The organism is Belnapia rosea (assembly GCF_900101615.1).
Classification (GTDB): Bacteria; Pseudomonadota; Alphaproteobacteria; order Acetobacterales; family Acetobacteraceae; genus Belnapia; species Belnapia rosea.
Genome location: NZ_FMZX01000017.1, coordinates 1 through 14744 on the forward strand (window position 1 = coordinate 1; position 14744 = coordinate 14744).

The 14744-nt window shown below is 71.8% G+C and carries 16 protein-coding genes and 1 tRNA gene; 8 read left to right on the forward strand and 9 right to left on the reverse strand.

Annotated features, from left to right (window positions below):
* Positions 1–341, forward strand: a 341-nt coding sequence (locus BLR02_RS21065; protein WP_143018226.1) for a transposase, incomplete at its 5' end; no start/stop codon positions are given.
* Between the two features lie 38 nt (positions 342–379).
* Here BLR02_RS21065 and BLR02_RS21070 read toward each other — a convergent pair.
* On the reverse strand, positions 380–1192 hold the full coding sequence (locus BLR02_RS21070; RefSeq protein WP_090564948.1) for a calcium-binding protein: 813 nt from the start codon (positions 1190–1192) through the stop codon (positions 380–382).
* Positions 1193–1364: 172 nt separating this feature from the next.
* Positions 1365–1814 carry a hypothetical protein gene (locus BLR02_RS21075; protein WP_090664551.1) on the reverse strand — a complete coding sequence of 150 codons (450 nt, stop codon included), beginning with the start codon at positions 1812–1814 and terminating at the stop codon, positions 1365–1367.
* A 39-nt stretch (positions 1815–1853) separates the two neighbouring features.
* On the opposite strand from BLR02_RS21075, the gene BLR02_RS21080 reads away from it, so the two are divergent.
* Positions 1854–3101, forward strand: coding sequence for a Gfo/Idh/MocA family protein (locus BLR02_RS21080; protein WP_090664552.1), 1248 nt, complete (start codon positions 1854–1856; stop codon positions 3099–3101).
* A gap of 10 nt (positions 3102–3111) precedes the next feature.
* Here the strand turns inward: BLR02_RS21080 and BLR02_RS21085 are convergent.
* From BLR02_RS21085 to BLR02_RS21095, 3 genes are all read right to left on the reverse strand, one after another.
* Positions 3112–3193: transfer RNA gene (locus tag BLR02_RS21085), tRNA-Tyr, on the reverse strand.
* A 37-nt stretch (positions 3194–3230) separates the two neighbouring features.
* The gene (locus BLR02_RS21090; RefSeq protein ID WP_090664553.1) at positions 3231–3785 is read right to left on the reverse strand and encodes a hypothetical protein; all 555 of its coding nucleotides are present in this window, start codon (positions 3783–3785) and stop codon (positions 3231–3233) included.
* Positions 3782–4789, reverse strand: coding sequence for a methyltransferase domain-containing protein (locus BLR02_RS21095; RefSeq protein WP_090564957.1), 1008 nt, complete (start codon positions 4787–4789; stop codon positions 3782–3784). Before BLR02_RS21095 ends, BLR02_RS21090 begins: the two co-directional genes overlap by 4 nt.
* Positions 4790–4972: 183 nt before the next feature.
* On the opposite strand from BLR02_RS21095, the gene BLR02_RS21100 reads away from it, so the two are divergent.
* Both BLR02_RS21100 and BLR02_RS21105 read left to right on the forward strand, forming a co-directional pair.
* The gene (locus BLR02_RS21100) at positions 4973–6655 is read left to right on the forward strand and encodes a peroxidase family protein (protein WP_090664554.1); all 1683 of its coding nucleotides are present in this window, start codon (positions 4973–4975) and stop codon (positions 6653–6655) included.
* A gap of 20 nt (positions 6656–6675) precedes the next feature.
* Positions 6676–7101, forward strand: coding sequence for a hypothetical protein (locus BLR02_RS21105; protein ID WP_090564961.1), 426 nt, complete (start codon positions 6676–6678; stop codon positions 7099–7101).
* Between the two features lie 23 nt (positions 7102–7124).
* Here the strand turns inward: BLR02_RS21105 and BLR02_RS21110 are convergent, their stop codons facing one another.
* Genes BLR02_RS21110 through BLR02_RS29685 form a run of 3 tightly spaced genes read right to left on the reverse strand, consistent with a single transcriptional unit; the run spans position 7125 to position 11120 of the window.
* On the reverse strand, positions 7125–9215 hold the full coding sequence (locus BLR02_RS21110) for a BTAD domain-containing putative transcriptional regulator (RefSeq protein ID WP_090564962.1): 2091 nt from the start codon (positions 9213–9215) through the stop codon (positions 7125–7127).
* A gap of 39 nt (positions 9216–9254) precedes the next feature.
* Positions 9255–10556, reverse strand: a complete 1302-nt coding sequence (locus BLR02_RS21115) for a YcaO-like family protein (RefSeq protein ID WP_090664555.1) — start codon at positions 10554–10556, stop codon at positions 9255–9257.
* A gap of 9 nt (positions 10557–10565) precedes the next feature.
* Positions 10566–11120 carry a hypothetical protein gene (locus BLR02_RS29685; protein ID WP_176849721.1) on the reverse strand — a complete coding sequence of 185 codons (555 nt, stop codon included), beginning with the start codon at positions 11118–11120 and terminating at the stop codon, positions 10566–10568.
* Between the two features lie 54 nt (positions 11121–11174).
* Between BLR02_RS29685 and purC the strand changes: the two genes are divergently transcribed.
* From purC to purQ, 4 genes are read left to right on the forward strand one after another with little or no spacing between them, the layout of a single operon-like run.
* Positions 11175–11939 carry a phosphoribosylaminoimidazolesuccinocarboxamide synthase gene (gene purC / locus BLR02_RS21120; protein WP_090564968.1) on the forward strand — a complete coding sequence of 255 codons (765 nt, stop codon included), beginning with the start codon at positions 11175–11177 and terminating at the stop codon, positions 11937–11939.
* On the forward strand, positions 11936–12175 hold the full coding sequence (gene purS, locus BLR02_RS21125) for a phosphoribosylformylglycinamidine synthase subunit PurS (RefSeq protein WP_090664556.1): 240 nt from the start codon (positions 11936–11938) through the stop codon (positions 12173–12175). Before purC ends, purS begins: the two co-directional genes overlap by 4 nt.
* A 58-nt stretch (positions 12176–12233) precedes the next feature.
* Positions 12234–12470 carry a hypothetical protein gene (locus BLR02_RS21130; RefSeq protein ID WP_090564972.1) on the forward strand — a complete coding sequence of 79 codons (237 nt, stop codon included), beginning with the start codon at positions 12234–12236 and terminating at the stop codon, positions 12468–12470.
* A gap of 4 nt (positions 12471–12474) precedes the next feature.
* A complete protein-coding gene (gene purQ / locus BLR02_RS21135; protein ID WP_090564974.1) occupies positions 12475–13173 on the forward strand; it encodes a phosphoribosylformylglycinamidine synthase subunit PurQ in 699 nt (232 codons plus the stop codon).
* Positions 13174–13188: 15 nt separating this feature from the next.
* Here purQ and BLR02_RS21140 read toward each other — a convergent pair whose 3' ends face one another.
* Complete coding sequence (locus tag BLR02_RS21140; protein ID WP_090664557.1) at positions 13189–14652, reverse strand: LCCL domain-containing protein; 1464 nt, start codon at positions 14650–14652, stop codon at positions 13189–13191.
* Positions 14653–14744 lie beyond the last annotated feature (92 nt).

Genomic DNA, 14744 nt, shown 5'->3' on the forward strand with positions numbered 1-14744 from the left:
AGCATTCCGACCTGCGCTATGCGACAGCGCTGGCCTCGGGCATCCCAGCCTGCGACGTGGCGCTTGATCGCGGTTATATCTCAGCGCCGCTCCGCGCGGCCTTCGCCGCCGAGGGCTGCACCGTCCATACCCCACCCAAGCGGGGCATGGTTGATCCGCCCGCATGGGATCCCGTGCTGTACGCCCGGCGCCACCGCGTCGAAAACCTGTTTTCCCGGCTCAAGGACTTTGCTCGCATCACCCTGCGACGCGACAAGACACGCCGCAGTTGGATGGGCTTCGCCCATCTTGCTGCCACCATGATCAACTTGCGCACCACTGAGTTCGGTCACAGACCCTAGGCAGGAGCCCGGACGGAGGGCCGTCCGGGCCGCCAGGATCAGAGGATGAAGTCGCCGGCCTGCAGGGCGACATGCCCGGCCAGCTCGATCTCGTAGACGGTCGGCTGGGGCGCATAGGCGAAAGGCACATAGAATTCGACGACCGTATGGTTGCCCTCGGTTTCGTAGCGGACCTGCAGCGCATTGGCCGCGGTGATGGCCCCGGTGCCGAGGAAGACCGGCGCATTCGCCCCATCCGTCTGTCCGGCATAGGCGTGCAGGTCGATCTTGTCCTGGCCTTGCTGGAAGTCGCGGATGACGTCGCGCGTCGCGGCATCCGTCCCGGTATCCGAGTCGAAGACGCCGAAGCCGGTGCGGAAGTAGAACTGGAAGAGGTCGTGGCCCGAGCCGCCGCTCAGCAGGTCGCGCCCGAGATTGCCATGCAGCGTATCGTTCCCGGTCCCGCCAAGCAGCGTATCGGCCCCACCCTCGCCATCGATCCAGTCGCGCCCGGCGCCCCCGTCCAACAGGTCGCCGAGGTCGAGCGCCGCGCTCACGCCAGCGCCCGCGCCGCTCGAGGCGAAGACGCCGGAGCCGTCGATGCTGTCGTTGCCAAGGCCGCCATGAACAGTGTCGGACTGATAACCGGCATAGATGGTATCGTTGCCGCTGCCGGCGAAGATCAGGTTGTTGCCGGGGCCGGCCAGCGGATTCCCGAAGCCGCCCTCGGGGCCATTCCCGAGGATCACGTCATGGCCACCACCGGCGAAGATGGTGTCGTTGCCGGCCAGCCCATCCAGGGTCTCGGCCCTCGACGAGCCATACAGGCGGTCCCGGCCCGCGGTCCCGACAATCGGTGCGGATTGCGGCATGGTCTTTCCTCCAGCGACCGGACGGGCAGGCGGCTCGGCAGGGGATGGCTCGCTATGACTGCCGCCGGTCGTGGCGACACTAAAGCATGCAACCGCATGTATTCGGCATCACAGCCATAGCATCAGTATTTCCAAATTATTCATCCTGGCCGGGCCTGTGGATCGATCCGGCTCAACGCCAGTCCTCCCATCGGCGGCGGCGGTCTTCCTCCCAGCGGCGCCGCTCCTCCCAGCCCCGCCGGCGTTCCTCCGCCCAGCGGCGGCGCTCCTCCCAGGCGCGGCGGCGGTCCTCCTCCTCATGGCGGCGCGCCTCCATGCGGTGCCGGTGCTCCTCCACCCGCTCGCGGTCGGCCTCCGCCCGGTGGTGGTCCCGGTCGGCGCGGCGGCGATCCTCCTCCTCATGGTGACGATGGCGCTCGCCTTCGCCCTCCCTCCAGGGCTGCGCCAGGGCGGCGGTGGGCAGGGTGAGGGTCGCGGCGATGAGGCTGCGGCGCAGCATGGCGTCATCCTCCAGATAGGTGTCGTGTCCGGGGACAGTCAGCGCCTGGGCAGTGACGCCGCGGTGGCGCCGCCGTGGCGGCGCCAGGGCAACCTCGCTCGCGGCGATCCGTTCGCCTTGCATGGAGAGGGAAGGCCCTCTCGCTTCCCGCAAAGGATTCCCATGGCTGAGCACGACCTGCCGCGCCGCGGCCTCGTCCTGGCTGCCGCTGCCCTCGGCGCCGGTGGCGCGGGCTACCCGCCTCCCTCGCCCATCGACAGCGGCAGCGTGGAGGGCGGGCGCATCCAGTTCCCCGACTGGCGCGCACCGGCCGACCCGCCGAGCGGGGCCCTGCCCCAGCCGCGGCCGCCCGGCGAGCGCATCGGCTTCGCCATCATCGGCCTCGGCCGCATCGCGCTGGAGGAGGTGCTGCCCGCCTTCGCCGAGTGCAAGGAGGCCCGGCCGGTGGCGCTGGTCAGCGGCAGCCCGGAGAAGGCGCGGCTGGCCGCGGCGCAGTACGGCATCCCGGCCGAGGCGGTGCTCGGCTATGCCGAGCTGGAGCGGCTGCGCGACCGGCCCGAGGTGCAGGCGGTCTACATCGCCCTGCCGAACGCCATGCACCGCGAATTCACGGAGCGCGCCGCCGCCATCGGCAAGCATGTGCTCTGCGAAAAGCCGATGGCGAACAGCCTGGCGGATTGCCGGGCCATGACCGAGGCCTGCGCACGGGCCGGGGTGCGGCTGATGGTCGCCTACCGCTCGCAATACCAGCCGCATCACCGGGCGGCGATCGCGCTCATCCGCGGCGGCGAGCTCGGCCGGCTGCGCTTCATCGAGGCGAGCAACACTCAGGCCAACGGGCCCGGCCCGCAATGGCGCTACAGCAAGCAGATGGCGGGCGGCGGCGCATTGCCGGATATCGGCCTCTATTGCCTGAACGCCACGCGCTACCTGACAGGCGAGGAGCCGGTGGAGGGTTTCGCCACCATCCACAACCCCTCGGGCGACCCGCGCTATGCCGAGGTGGAGGAGAGCATGGCCTTCCAGCTGCGCTTCCCCTCGGGCGTGCTGGCCAACTGCCTCACCAGCTACGGCGCCTACCAGAACCGGATGCTGCGGCTGCATTTCGAGCGCGGCAGCATCGAGATGCCGCATGCCTTCGACTACCAGGGCCAGCGGCTGGTGGTGCAGCGCCGGGTCGGCCAGGTGGCGGCGGAGGAGGAGCGGATCGTCAAGCCGAAGAACCAGTTCGCGCAGGAGATCGACCATTTCGCCGGCTGCGTCCGCGCCGGGCGGCAGCCGCATACGCCGGGCGAGGAGGGTGTGCAGGACCAGGCGCTGATGGAGGCGCTGTACCGCTCGGCGGCTGAAGGGCGGCCAGTGCGGATGGAGCCGCCGCCGGGGCCGACCCGTGGGCCGGATCCGGCCTGAGGCGGGGGTATGGAGGGGGTTGGATTCGAACCAACGTAGGCGAAGCCAGCGGATTTACAGTCCGCCCCCTTTAGCCACTCGGGCACCCCTCCAGGGAGCCGGGGGGATATCCGGCTTCCCCCTGCCCTGTCAATGCGCCGCACCGCCTCCTGGTGCGAGGAATTCACCGAGCCAGGGCACGCGGCGGGCATCGAGCCGCCAGGCCAGCGCATCCGCCACCCCCTTGGCGGGATCGGGCAGGTCGAGCCGTTGCTCGCCCGCCTCGCCGATGGCCCGCCGGTGGGCGTAGCGGCCCGCAGCCTCCAGCCGCAGCACAGAAGCCGGGCCGGAAAGCCGGACGATCCCGTCGCTCGGGTGGAAGGTGCCGGCGACCGTCAGGCCGGGCGGCAGGTAGCGGACCAGCAGGAAGGAATCGCCCTCCCCCATCGCGGCGAGGCCAAGGCCCAATAGCGTCGCATGCGGACGGAGGCCGAGTGGCGGGGGCGCATCCTCCGGCCCCTCGGCCGGGCCGGCCCGGCCGATGGTGAGGAACTCGCCCGCCTCGCCCCAGCGGCAGAGGATGAGCCATTCGGGGCGGGGCGGGCCCGAGCGATGCGGCGCGCCATAGGGTGCCTCGGCCAGGCTGCCGCGCATCGCCATCAGGAAGCCGGCAGGCAGCATGCGCTGCTGCGCGATATGGCTCATGCGCCTTCCCCTCGCCTGACGATCTCCAGCATCTGGGTGGCCGGGTGGCCGCCCTCGCGCACCTGGCAGAGCGCCGCCTCGGCCGGCGGGATGCCGTGGGAGAGACGCATCATCCCCGGCGAATCGCGGAGGAAGCGCACCCAGTCGCAACAGGCTTCGAGATAGCCGGCATCGGCCATGTCGCGATCCGCATTGAGCACCACCAGCCGGCCGCCCGGCCGCAGCAGGGCGAAGCAGGCGGCGGTGACGGTATGGGCGAGCCTGTCTGTCAGGTCGTCATAGAGCGTCGTCGCGTATATGAGGTCGAAGCCGCCGCGCGGCAGGGTGCCGTCGAAGGTCGCCTTCGGGCTGCGGTGCAGCGTCTCGATCCCCTGCGCCGCATGCTCCATCTGCACCATGGCGAGCGAGGCGGCATCCTGGTCAAGGGCGACGAAGCGGCCGATCCGCCCGGCCCGCACCGCCGCCGAGAGCTCCGCCTCGCGCAGATGGCCGCAGCCGAGGGCGAGGACATGCGGGTTGCGCCGCGTCTCGGCCACGGCGTCGATCCGCCCCGCCACCAGGCGCAGGCGCTCCCGCGCCGCGACGGCATGGGGTGCCGCGAGCTCGTGTCGGAAGAGCTGCAGGCCGAGCGGCGTGATGCGGCCCGGCTCCAGCGCCGCCTCGCCGCGATAGAGCAGATCGAGCATCGGCGCGTCGCCGGCATAGCCACGCGGCTTGGTGAAGCCGCGATGGGCGAAGGGGTTCTCGTGCAGCAGCGCCAGCAGCGGATGGGCGCGGAGCGCGGCCACGCTGCGCTGCCAGGCGGAGGGCGCGGCGGTGTTGCGCAGCCAGCGGAGCCCTTCGGTGAGCGCCTCCAGCACCGGTGCAGCCGGTGCCGCGCCGCGCAGCCGGACCAGCGCCTCATCGAGCAGATGGCGCGGGTCGGGCGGGGCGGAAGCCAGCGGCGCGGATGCCGGGCGGAAGATCTGGGCCGGGGCGGCGGCCTGCAGCGGCATATGGGTCATTGGGTCGCCTCACTCATTCTATGGTCTGCCGGGCAGGCAGGCGCCATCGGATGAGCGGACCATGCGGCAGGCAGCGTGACCCCAGCGTGATTGCCGCCGCAGCCGCGCCGCCTCCCGAGAAATCACGCTACGGTCACGCTGGCCTGCGCATGATGCAGGGGAGGCCGGCATGGAGGGCGGGGGATGACGGAGAGCGGTTCAGCGGGGGCCTGCCCCTTCGGCGGCGCGGCGGCAGGCGGGCGGTCCGCGCCCCTGCCGGGCTTCCGCCATATCTTCGGGGAGCCGGTGCCGGCGGAGCGCTTCCAGGTCGATGGCGAGGATCCGCGCCATTCGCCGGCCGCCCTCGCCACGCTGCGCCGCCGGCTGCGCGGCCTCGCCACGCTGATGGGTGCCCGCCCCGCGGATGCAGCGGAGAACCCGAACCTGCCCTCGGGCTACACCTATCTGCTGCAATTCGCCGCGCATGACATGGTCTCGACCAGCATGGCCTTCTGGGCGGCAGGCGGCGGGCCGGCGGACATGGCTGCGCCGGGCATCGCCAACACGCTCGGCGCGCCGCTCCGGCTGCGGACGCTCTATGGCGGCGGGCCGGGCGCCTGCCCCTTCGCCTTCGTGCCCGACGATGCGCGGGACCAATCCCGCAGCCGATTCCGCCTCTCGGCCTATGCCGGGGCGCCGGACACGCCGGCGAGCTTCCGCGATATCGGGCGGGCGGCGACGCCGGGCACGCTCGGGAACCGGGGCGGCTTCGCCGGCGCCGGCCGGGGCGAGGCGCTGATCGCCGATAGCCGCAATGACCAGACGGTGCTGCTCTCCCAGGTCACCGGCCTGTTCCAGATGCTGCACAACGCCATCCTCGGCATGATCCCGGCACCGACCACCCTGCCAGCCCGGGCGCTGCGCGAGGCGACGGCGGCGCGCTTCGCCGTGGCGCAGGAGGCGACCATCCTCGTCTTCCGCAGCGTGCTGCGGGGCGACCTGCTGCCGCGCCTGCTCGACCCGGAGGTGCGCGCGCTCTACGACAACCCGGCACCCGAATTGCTGGAGCCGGGGGCCGGGCCCGGCATGCCGCTCGAGGCCTCGCATGGCGCCTTCCGCTTCGCCCATGCGATGCTGCGCGACCGCTACCAGATCGGCGGCTTCGAGGATGCGACGCTGGTGGACGTGCTGCGGCTGAATTCGTCGCGCAGCCCGAATTCGGTGCCGCTGAGCCGCGACTGGGTCCTGCGCTGGTCGCAATTCTTCAGCCTGCCGGGACGGCCGGCGCCGAATTTCAGCATGCGGCTAGGGCCGCGCTACACCGCCATGCTGCTGGGCGACGGGCTGTTCGACCCGATCGAGGCAGGTGACCCGGCCGGCGTCGCCTTCCGCGACCTGATGAGCGCCTCGCTGAGCGGCATGCGCTCGGTGGCAAGCCTGTGCGAGCGGGTGGCGCGGGCGCGGCCGGTGCTCGCCGCGCGGTCGCCGCTGCTGGCGGATGCGGCGGCACGGCGGGCCGCGCTCGCCGACTGGCTGGCGCATGATGCCGATCTCAGCCTGCTGGCGCCGGAGGATGTCGCGGCGCTCGCGGCCGATCCGCCGCTGCCCTTCTACATCCTCTTCGAGGCGGAGCGGGAAGCGGCGGGCGAGCGGCTCGGCACGCTCGGCTCGGTGCTCGTCGCCGAGACGGCCTATGGCGCGCTGACGCGGGAGCGGCTGGCCTCCGAGGGCGAGGGTGGGCTGGCCGCCGCGCTCGACCGCCTGTGCGCCGCCTGGCTCGGCGACTTCCGCCTTCCCGATCCGCCGCTGGTGCAGGACATGCCCGGGCTGGTGGAATTCGTCGCGCGCCGGCTCGACCTCACCGCGGCCCAGCCGGCCTTCCTGTGATCACCCAGAGGAGAACACACATGCCGCCCATCGACCCGATCGAGCCGGTCAACATGACGCCGGTGAATTACGAGAATTGGGGCAAGCTGGTGAAAACCTGGGCGACCGGGGAGGACTACATCCAGAACGGCCACAAATATCCGGTGCCGAAGACGCTCGACGAGGTGAAGCGCCAGCTCCGGGCGGCGAATACCGGCCTCGAGCTGCCGGCCCGCATCCAGCACCTGCAGGTGGTGGTCGGCCGCAGCGACACGCTGCTGCTGCGCCTGCCGCCACCTGACCTGGTGAAGGCGTCCGAGAAGCGGCTGGAGACGAAGGACTACTCCCTGCCGCCCTTCTACAACGATCATTATGGCACGGCGGCGCCGGAGCTGCCGGACAAGACGGCGCGGATGAAATTCCACGCCCAGCGCATCGGCGACTACTCGATCGCCAACTGCCAATAGGCCAGGGGCATGGACGCGTCGCGCTACCAGTCCCCGTGCCGGGCGCCGAAGGTCGGCAGCCCGGCGGCGGCGATGCCGTCGCGCAGCCGCATCCATTCCTCGGCCCGGCGGATCGGATAGAGATGCAGCAGCCAGCGCACCATCTCCAGGTCGCTCGGTGGCGCCTCGGCGAACCAGGCCTCGCGGACGCCCTGGAGATAGCGCTGGGCGGCCTCAGCCGCCGCCTCCTCGCGGCCGAGCCGGGCGAGTGCGGCGGCGCGCCAGGCCGGCAGGGTGCGGATCACATCCTGCGCCCGGTCGCAGGCCTCGAGCGTCGCGGCATCGTCGCCGCGCAGATAGGCGATCGTCACCTGGTAGCCCCAATGGGTGAGGCTCGGCATCAGCGTCATCTCGAGCGATTGCGCCGCCAGCTCCGCCGCCCGGTCATGATTCCCGGCGAAGCTGTGGAACAGTGCGGTGGAAATCAGCGTCCAGCTGTCGTTCGGGTTGAGTTCGCAGGCAAGGCGCATCGGCACCTCCGCCTGGGCATGCTGGCCGCTCATCGCCAGCGACCAGCCCAGGGTGAGCTGGGCGCGGGAATCTGTCGGGTCGAGATGCACGGCGCGGCGGGCGAGCTCGACCGCGCGCGCCTCCCTCTCCCGGCTGCGGCGCTCGCCGGGATGGATGATGTGGACGGAGTTCTCCATCTGCGCGAGGCCGCTATAGGCCGAGGAGAAGCCCGGCGTGCGCTCGATGCATTCCCGGAAGAGCTGCCCGGCGCGCGCCCAGTTCTGCGGGCTGAAGCTGCGGATCATCGCCGTGGCGCGCAACCAGCGGTCGTAGCTCTCGAGCGAGACGTCGGCTTCGACCGCGAGGCGCTGCAGCCGCGAGGAGGAGATCTGCAGGTTCAGCGCGATGGCGATGCGGCGGACGATGTCGCGATGCGCCTCGAACCAGCCATCGAGGCGCAGCTCCATCCGCTCCGACCAGATGAAGATGCCGCTGTCCTGCTCGGCGAGCGTGAGCACGAGGCTGATGCGGTCGCCCACCTGATAGGCCGTGGCGCTGATGCGGTAGCGGGCGGAGACGCGGTTGCCGGTCTGCTCGGCGCTCGGCATGGCCGGGCCGTCGATGACGAACCATTCGCGGAAGCGCACCAGGCAGGCGATCAGGTCGTGGCGGAAGCCGAGTGCCAGATGCATCTGGTCCGGGCCGACGCCATTCACCGCGAAGGGCTCGACCAGCAAGGCGATGCGCGAGGGCGTGCCGGCGGGGCGCGGCACCGGGGCGGGCGTCAGCGCTTCGAGCTCCGCCTCCGCGACCGGCGGGCCGGCAAGGCCGGGCGCGACCGGGGCGATGCGGCCGAGCTTGATATCGGCGACCAGCGCCTGCGTGGCCGCCGAGGGTTCGGTGTCGTACTCCTCCTCCAGCAGGTGCCAGAGCTGGTCATAGGCGCGCAGCGCGCCGACGGTGTCGCCCGCCTCGGCATTGTGGCGCATGAGGTCGCGGCAGGCCTCCTCATGCGTCGGGTCGAGCCGGAGGATGGCCTCGGCCAGGCGCTGGCGCAGGCTGCGCGGCTGGCTCTCGACCCGCATGGCGGATTCCAGGGCGCGGATCAGCCGGTCATGGAAGGCCTGGCGCGTGACGCTCAGCCAGCCGCGATAGGCCGGGTCGAGATCATCGAGGCCCTGCAGCAGCGCCTCGCTCAGCCGCGGCGTCGAGAGCAGCAGCGGATGGGCGATGCCGCGCTCCGCCGCGCGCAGCACGTCGCGCGCATCGGGCTGGGTGGCGCTGAGGTCGAGGCAGATGGTCAGCCGGCCGGCCCGCAGCGCATCGCAGCCGGCGGTCTCCATGGCCTCGCGCAGTTCATGCACCACCTGGCGGAGCGAGGCACGGGCCTTGTCCTCCCCCGTCTCGCTCCAGAGCAGGCCGACGAGGCGCTCGCGGCTTTCCTCGCCACCTTCGGTCATCAGCAGGTAGCCGAGCAGGGCGCGGGCCTTGCGGCTGCGGAGCCGCAGCTCCTGCCCGGCGAAGGTGGCGCGCAGCGGGCCGAAGAGCGAGGCCTGCAGCAGGGCGGGTGCCGCCTGCGCAGCACGCCCCCCCGTGGTGATGGCCTGCTGCGCTGACTCGTCCATCCAATCCCCGGTCCGACCTGTCCGCCAAAGGTCCGTGTGTTACATCAACGCAATTCCATGCGTCTGGCAATCGCCGCCGCCGGTGCGGGCGATAGTGGTGGCGAGCCTTTCGCCGATGACGCGTGACGGCTCCGCTTCCAGCCCGGGGACGAGGATGCGGATGACGGGCAACCCAAGCTCCGGCCGCGTCAGGTCGAGCGCCAGAACCGGCAGGCCGGCCGCCCCGAGCCGGCCGACCAACAGCGCCATCGCCGCCGCCGGGTCGGATGGCAGGTCGGGCCCGGGCGCGGCGGGGCCGGCGGGGTGGAGCAGGGCGCAGCCCTCGGCGCCGATGCCATGGAAGCGGGCGAGCACGGCCCGGTCATGCGGGTTCAGCGCGGCCGGCCCGGCCTCCGCCTGCTTCGCCAGCACCACGGCATGGGCCATCTCCATCTGCGCCATCTCGAGGATGGCGGCGCGGGCGGCGGCCGCGCGGGAGGGGCGGGCGGCGAGGCCGCAGCAGAAGCCATTCCCCGCCATCGTGGTGGAGAGCGCGGCGATGACCGGCACGCCGAGCCCCCCGGTGAGGTCGAGCAGCCAGCTCCGCCGCCCCTGCTCGCCCTGCCGCAGCGCGGCGATGAGCGGCATGGCGGCCTCGGCGGCCGGATCCTCCAGCGCCACCGGCCGGCCGCGCTGGCCGCCGCGCCACCAGAGCGCCGCCGCGTCGCGCTCGACCAGTTCGAGCAGGGCGTGCAGCGCCGCCGCCTCGGGCGTCGGCCCGGCGGCGCAGCCGATGCTGAGCGGCCAGGGCGGAGGGAATTCCGGCGTGGCGCGGCGCAGGCAGAGCCCGGCGGGCAGCCAGGCGGTGCCAGGGCCGTCAAGCCGCAGCACCTCCAGCCAATACCCCGGCACGGCGCCGGGCGGCAGGAGGCGGGCGAGCCATTCGGCATGGTCGAGCTTCGGCGGCCTGGGGCGGCAGCGGTCGCGGTCCGCCAGCGTCTCAACCGAGGAGAGGAGTTCCACCCCCTCCCCCACGCAGCCCTCGAAGGCGGCGAGCAGGCTGCTGCCCGTGCCGGACGCGCCGGCCAGCGGCAGGCCGGGCGCGGCCGCCAGCAGGCCGAGCGGAACCTCGGCCCCGAAGACCGCGAGCCCGGGCGCGGTCGGGCAGTCGAGGCTGAAGAGCCGGGTGAAGCGGGAGGCCGCGCGCAGCAACAGGGCGCGGTTGCGCTCCGCCGGGCCGGGCCGGGGGGGGACGGGGCAGCCGAGCCAGTCGAGGAAGTCGGGCGCCTCCGCCCCGGCGGGGCTTGCCGGGTCCAGCAGGTGGCGGGCGGCAGCCTCGCAGATCGCGGCGGTCTCGTGCATCCGGCGAGGCTAGACCATCATTGCTTCAGGCGAAGAGAATATCGCCGGCCGAGAGCGCCGCCTTGGCGGTGCCCGTGAGAGTGATGCCGTCGCCGCCAGGAGCCCGCAGAAGAGGACGTCATTGCCGCCCGCACCCTCCAGCGTATCGGCGCTGGCCCCACCGGAGAGGAGGTTGGCAGCTTCATTGCCGGTGACCGCATTGGCGGCCGCATTGCGACCCGGTTCGTGACCACCCCGCCGCCGAGCAACCGGCCGAGGGCGATGCCGGTCTGGCCGGTGCCGAGCATCAGCCGCGCCAGGGTGCCGGGCGTGGCGGTGCCCTGCAGCAGCGAGGCGGCATCGGCGGTGATGCCATCCCCCGTGGCGCCGGCATCGATGCGAAACCCGATGATGAGGGGGCCATGGCCATCCTGATCCTGTTCCTGGGGGCCGCAGGGTCGGACCGGCTGGTAAAGGAAGCGTGGCCGGAGAGGGCTTCGTTGCGCCAGGGGGGCCGTGGCGGTATCGACCACCCCTTGCTATACCCCACCCGCCGGAGCACCCGGGAAGGCGGGGCCGCGCCACGCCCCTTCCAGGATGCGCCAGCGGGAAGTCGCCGGAAGAAGGATACCTGTCACCATGGCGCGACGCCGTCAGCTCTATGAGGGCAAGGCCAAGATATTGTTCGAGGGGCCCGAGCCCGGGACCCTGGTGCAATACTTCAAGGACGACGCCACGGCCTTCAATGCCCAGAAGAAGGGCACCATCACCGGCAAGGGCGTGCTCAACAACCGGATCAGCGAATACCTGATGACCCGGCTGATGGAGATCGGCATCCCGACCCATTTCATCCGCCGGCTGAACATGCGGGAGCAATTGATCCGCGAGGTGGAGATCATCCCGCTCGAGATCGTGGTGCGGAACGTGGCGGCCGGCAGCCTCTCGACCCGGCTCGGCATCGCCGAGGGCACCCGCCTGCCGCGCTCGATCATCGAGTACTATTACAAGAACGACACGCTGAACGACCCGCTGGTCTGCGAGGAGCACATCACCGCCTTCGGCTGGGCGGCGACGCAGGACCTCGACGACATGGTGGCGCTGGCGCTCCGGGTGAACGACTTCCTCACCGGGCTGCTGCTCGGGGTCGGCATCACCCTGGTCGACTTCAAGGTGGAGTTCGGCCGCCTCTACGAGAATGACGAGATGCGGATCGTCCTCGCCGACGAGATCAGCCCGGATAACTGCCGGCTCTGGGACTCCAAGACCGGCGAGAAGATGGACAAGGACCGCTTCCGGCGCGATCTGGGCAAGGTCGAGGAAGGCTATCAGGAAGTGGCCCGGCGGCTCGGCATCCTGCCCGAGGCCGGGGTGCGGGACCTCAAGGGGCCGGAGATGATGCAATGAGGGCGAAGGTGACGGTGATGCCGAAGGCGGGGGTGCTCGACCCCCAGGGGAAGGCGATCGGCCATGCCCTGGCCGGACTCGGCTTCGCCGGCGTCGGCGAGGTGCGGGCGGGCAAGGTGATCGAGCTGGAACTGGCCGAGACCGACCCGGTGAAGGCCAGGGCCGAGGCCGAGGCCATGGCGCGCCGGCTGCTGGCCAATACGGTGATCGAGAGCTTCAGCGTGACGCTCGACTGATGCGGCCCGATGGCCGGAGCGCCGAAGGGCTGAATCGGCCCGTGCCAGAGGCCATGTCATGAAGACCTCGCTCTTCATCATGCTCGGGCTGACGGTGCTGTTCGCCATCGGCCTGCGCTGGCGGGAGGAGCGGGTGGCGGTGCTGCGGCCGGCGGTGGCGCCGCGCCGCAAGGGGTTCCTGGCGGCGCAGAAGCACCGGCTGAACCGCTGGCTGACGGCGGCGACGCTGGCGGCGCTGACGACATTGCTGGTGCTGGGCGGCCTGCATTGGTTGCGCGTCTGGCAGGGAGGTTGAGGTGATGCAGGCAGGGATCGTGATGTTCCCCGGCACCAACCGGGAACGCGACATGGCGCTGGCGCTCCAGCGCGCGACGGGGCGGAAGCCCGCCATGCTCTGGCACCGGGATACCGAGCTGCCGGCGGGCACCGACCTGGTCGTGCTGCCGGGCGGCTTCTCCTATGGCGACTATCTCCGCTGCGGGGCGATGGCGGCGCAGAGCCCGATCATGCGGGCCATCCATGATTTCGCCGGGCGGGGCGGGCATGTGCTCGGCGTCTGCAACGGCTTCCAGATGCTGGTCGAGGCGGGGCTGCTGCCGGGCGCGCTGCTGCGCAACGCCTCGCTCCGCTTCCTGTCGATGGACTGCCACCTGCGCGTCGAGCGGACGGATACGGCCTATACCTGCCGCTTCCAGCGCGGCCAGGTCTTCCGTTCCACCATGGCGCATGGCGACGGCAACTACTTCGCCGACGCGGCGACGCTCGACCGGCTGGAGGGCGAGGGTCTGGTGGCGCTGCGCTATGCAACGGCCTCGGGCGAGGTGACGGAGGCGGCGAACCGCAACGGCAGCGCCCGGAACATCGCCGGCATCCTCTCGCCCAACCTGCGGGTGCTCGGGCTGATGCCGCACCCGGAGAACCAGGTCGATCCGTTGATCGACGGCACGGATGGGTTGCCGCTCTTCGAGGGCTTGGCGGAGGCGCTGGCGGCCGCCTGAGCCGCCACCCCTCCCCTACAGCCGCGCCGCCTGCACCCGCCGGTTCAGTGACCGGCCACTCTCGGTGGCATTGTCGGCGATGGGCTCGTTCGGGCCCTTCCCCTCCGCGGCCAGGCGCTCGGCGGCGATGCCGCTGGCGATCAGCCATTGCCGCACGCTTTCCGCCCGGCGCTGGGAGAGCGGCAGGTTGGTGGCGGCCGAGCCGGTGGCGTCGGTATGGCCGATGAGCCGCAGCCGCAGCGCGGGGTCGGCGGCCAGCGCATCCCGCAGCTGGGTCAGCACCGGGGCGGCGCCGATGTCGAGATCGGCGGAATTGGTGCGGAAGGTGATGTAGAGCTGCACCTGGCCGGTGCGTTGCAAGGTCTCAGCGACGGGCGCCTGCACCGGGGCGGCGGATTTCGCCGCGCGCGGGTCCCCGGTGAAGCGGAAGCTGGCGTTGTAGGCGCCGTAATTCTGGCTCTGCACGCCGTTGCGGGTGGTCCCCGGATAGCGCGGGGCGCCGGGGAGCATCTGCATCGAGACGGAGCCGCCGGTCTGGGCGATCATTCCGGCATGGACGGCGGCGCGGCAGGTGGCGCTGTCGGCGGTGTAGGTGTCGGTGCCCCAGACCGGGCCGCGCAGCGTGGCCTCGCCGGGGCAGAGGCAGGTGACGGCCTCGTCGCTCTCGGCATAGCTGCTCATGTTGTCCGGACAGAGTTGCGGGCCGGCTGGGGTGGCGGCCTGGTTGCGGCGCGGCTCGCCCTGGAAGCGGTAGCTGGCGCGGTAGCTGCCGTAATTCTGGCTCTGGACACCATTCCTCGTGGTGCCGGGATAGCGGCCCTCGCCGGGCAGCATCTCGAGCGTCACCGTCCCGCCCTGGCGGCCGAGCGCGCCGGCATGAAGGGCGGCGCGGCAGGTGGCGCTGTCGGCCGTATAGGTATCCGTCCCCCAGACCGAGCCGCGGCCGAGCTGCGCCGCCGGGCAGGTGCAGGTCAGCACCTCGTCGCTGTCGGCATAGGCGGACATGTCGTCCGGGCACTGGCTGGGGGCCGCCGCCTGGGCCGGGGCGGGCGCGGCCGCCTGGGGCCCGCCCCCCCGGGCCTGCTGCGCACCGCCCTGGAAGCGGTAGCTGGCGCGGTAGCTGCCGTAATTGACGCTCTGGACGCCGTTCCGCGTGGTGCCGGGGTAGCGCGGCTGGCCGGGCTGCATCTCCACCGCCACCGTGCCGCCGCGGCGGTTCAGCACGCCGGCATGCTGTGCCGCGCGGCAGGTGGCGCTGTCGGCGGTGTAGGTGTCCGTTCCCCAGACCGAGCCCTGGCCCATCTGCTCCGCCGGGCAGGTGCAGGTCAGCACCTCGTCGCTGTCGGCATAGGCATCCATGTTGTCGGGGCACTGGCTCGGCGCGGCCGGGGCCTTGGGGGTGCCGTCCAGCGGCTGCGCCAGGGCCGGCGCCGTGGCCAGCAGGGTCCAGAGAAGGAGCGACAGGACTGCTCTCGGCATGGCAGGTGTTCCCTCCGCGCGGCCAGCCGGCCCCTGCCAGCCCTGCCTTTCCTGCTATAACGCCCCTACATTCCGCCCCCATGGGAATCCCG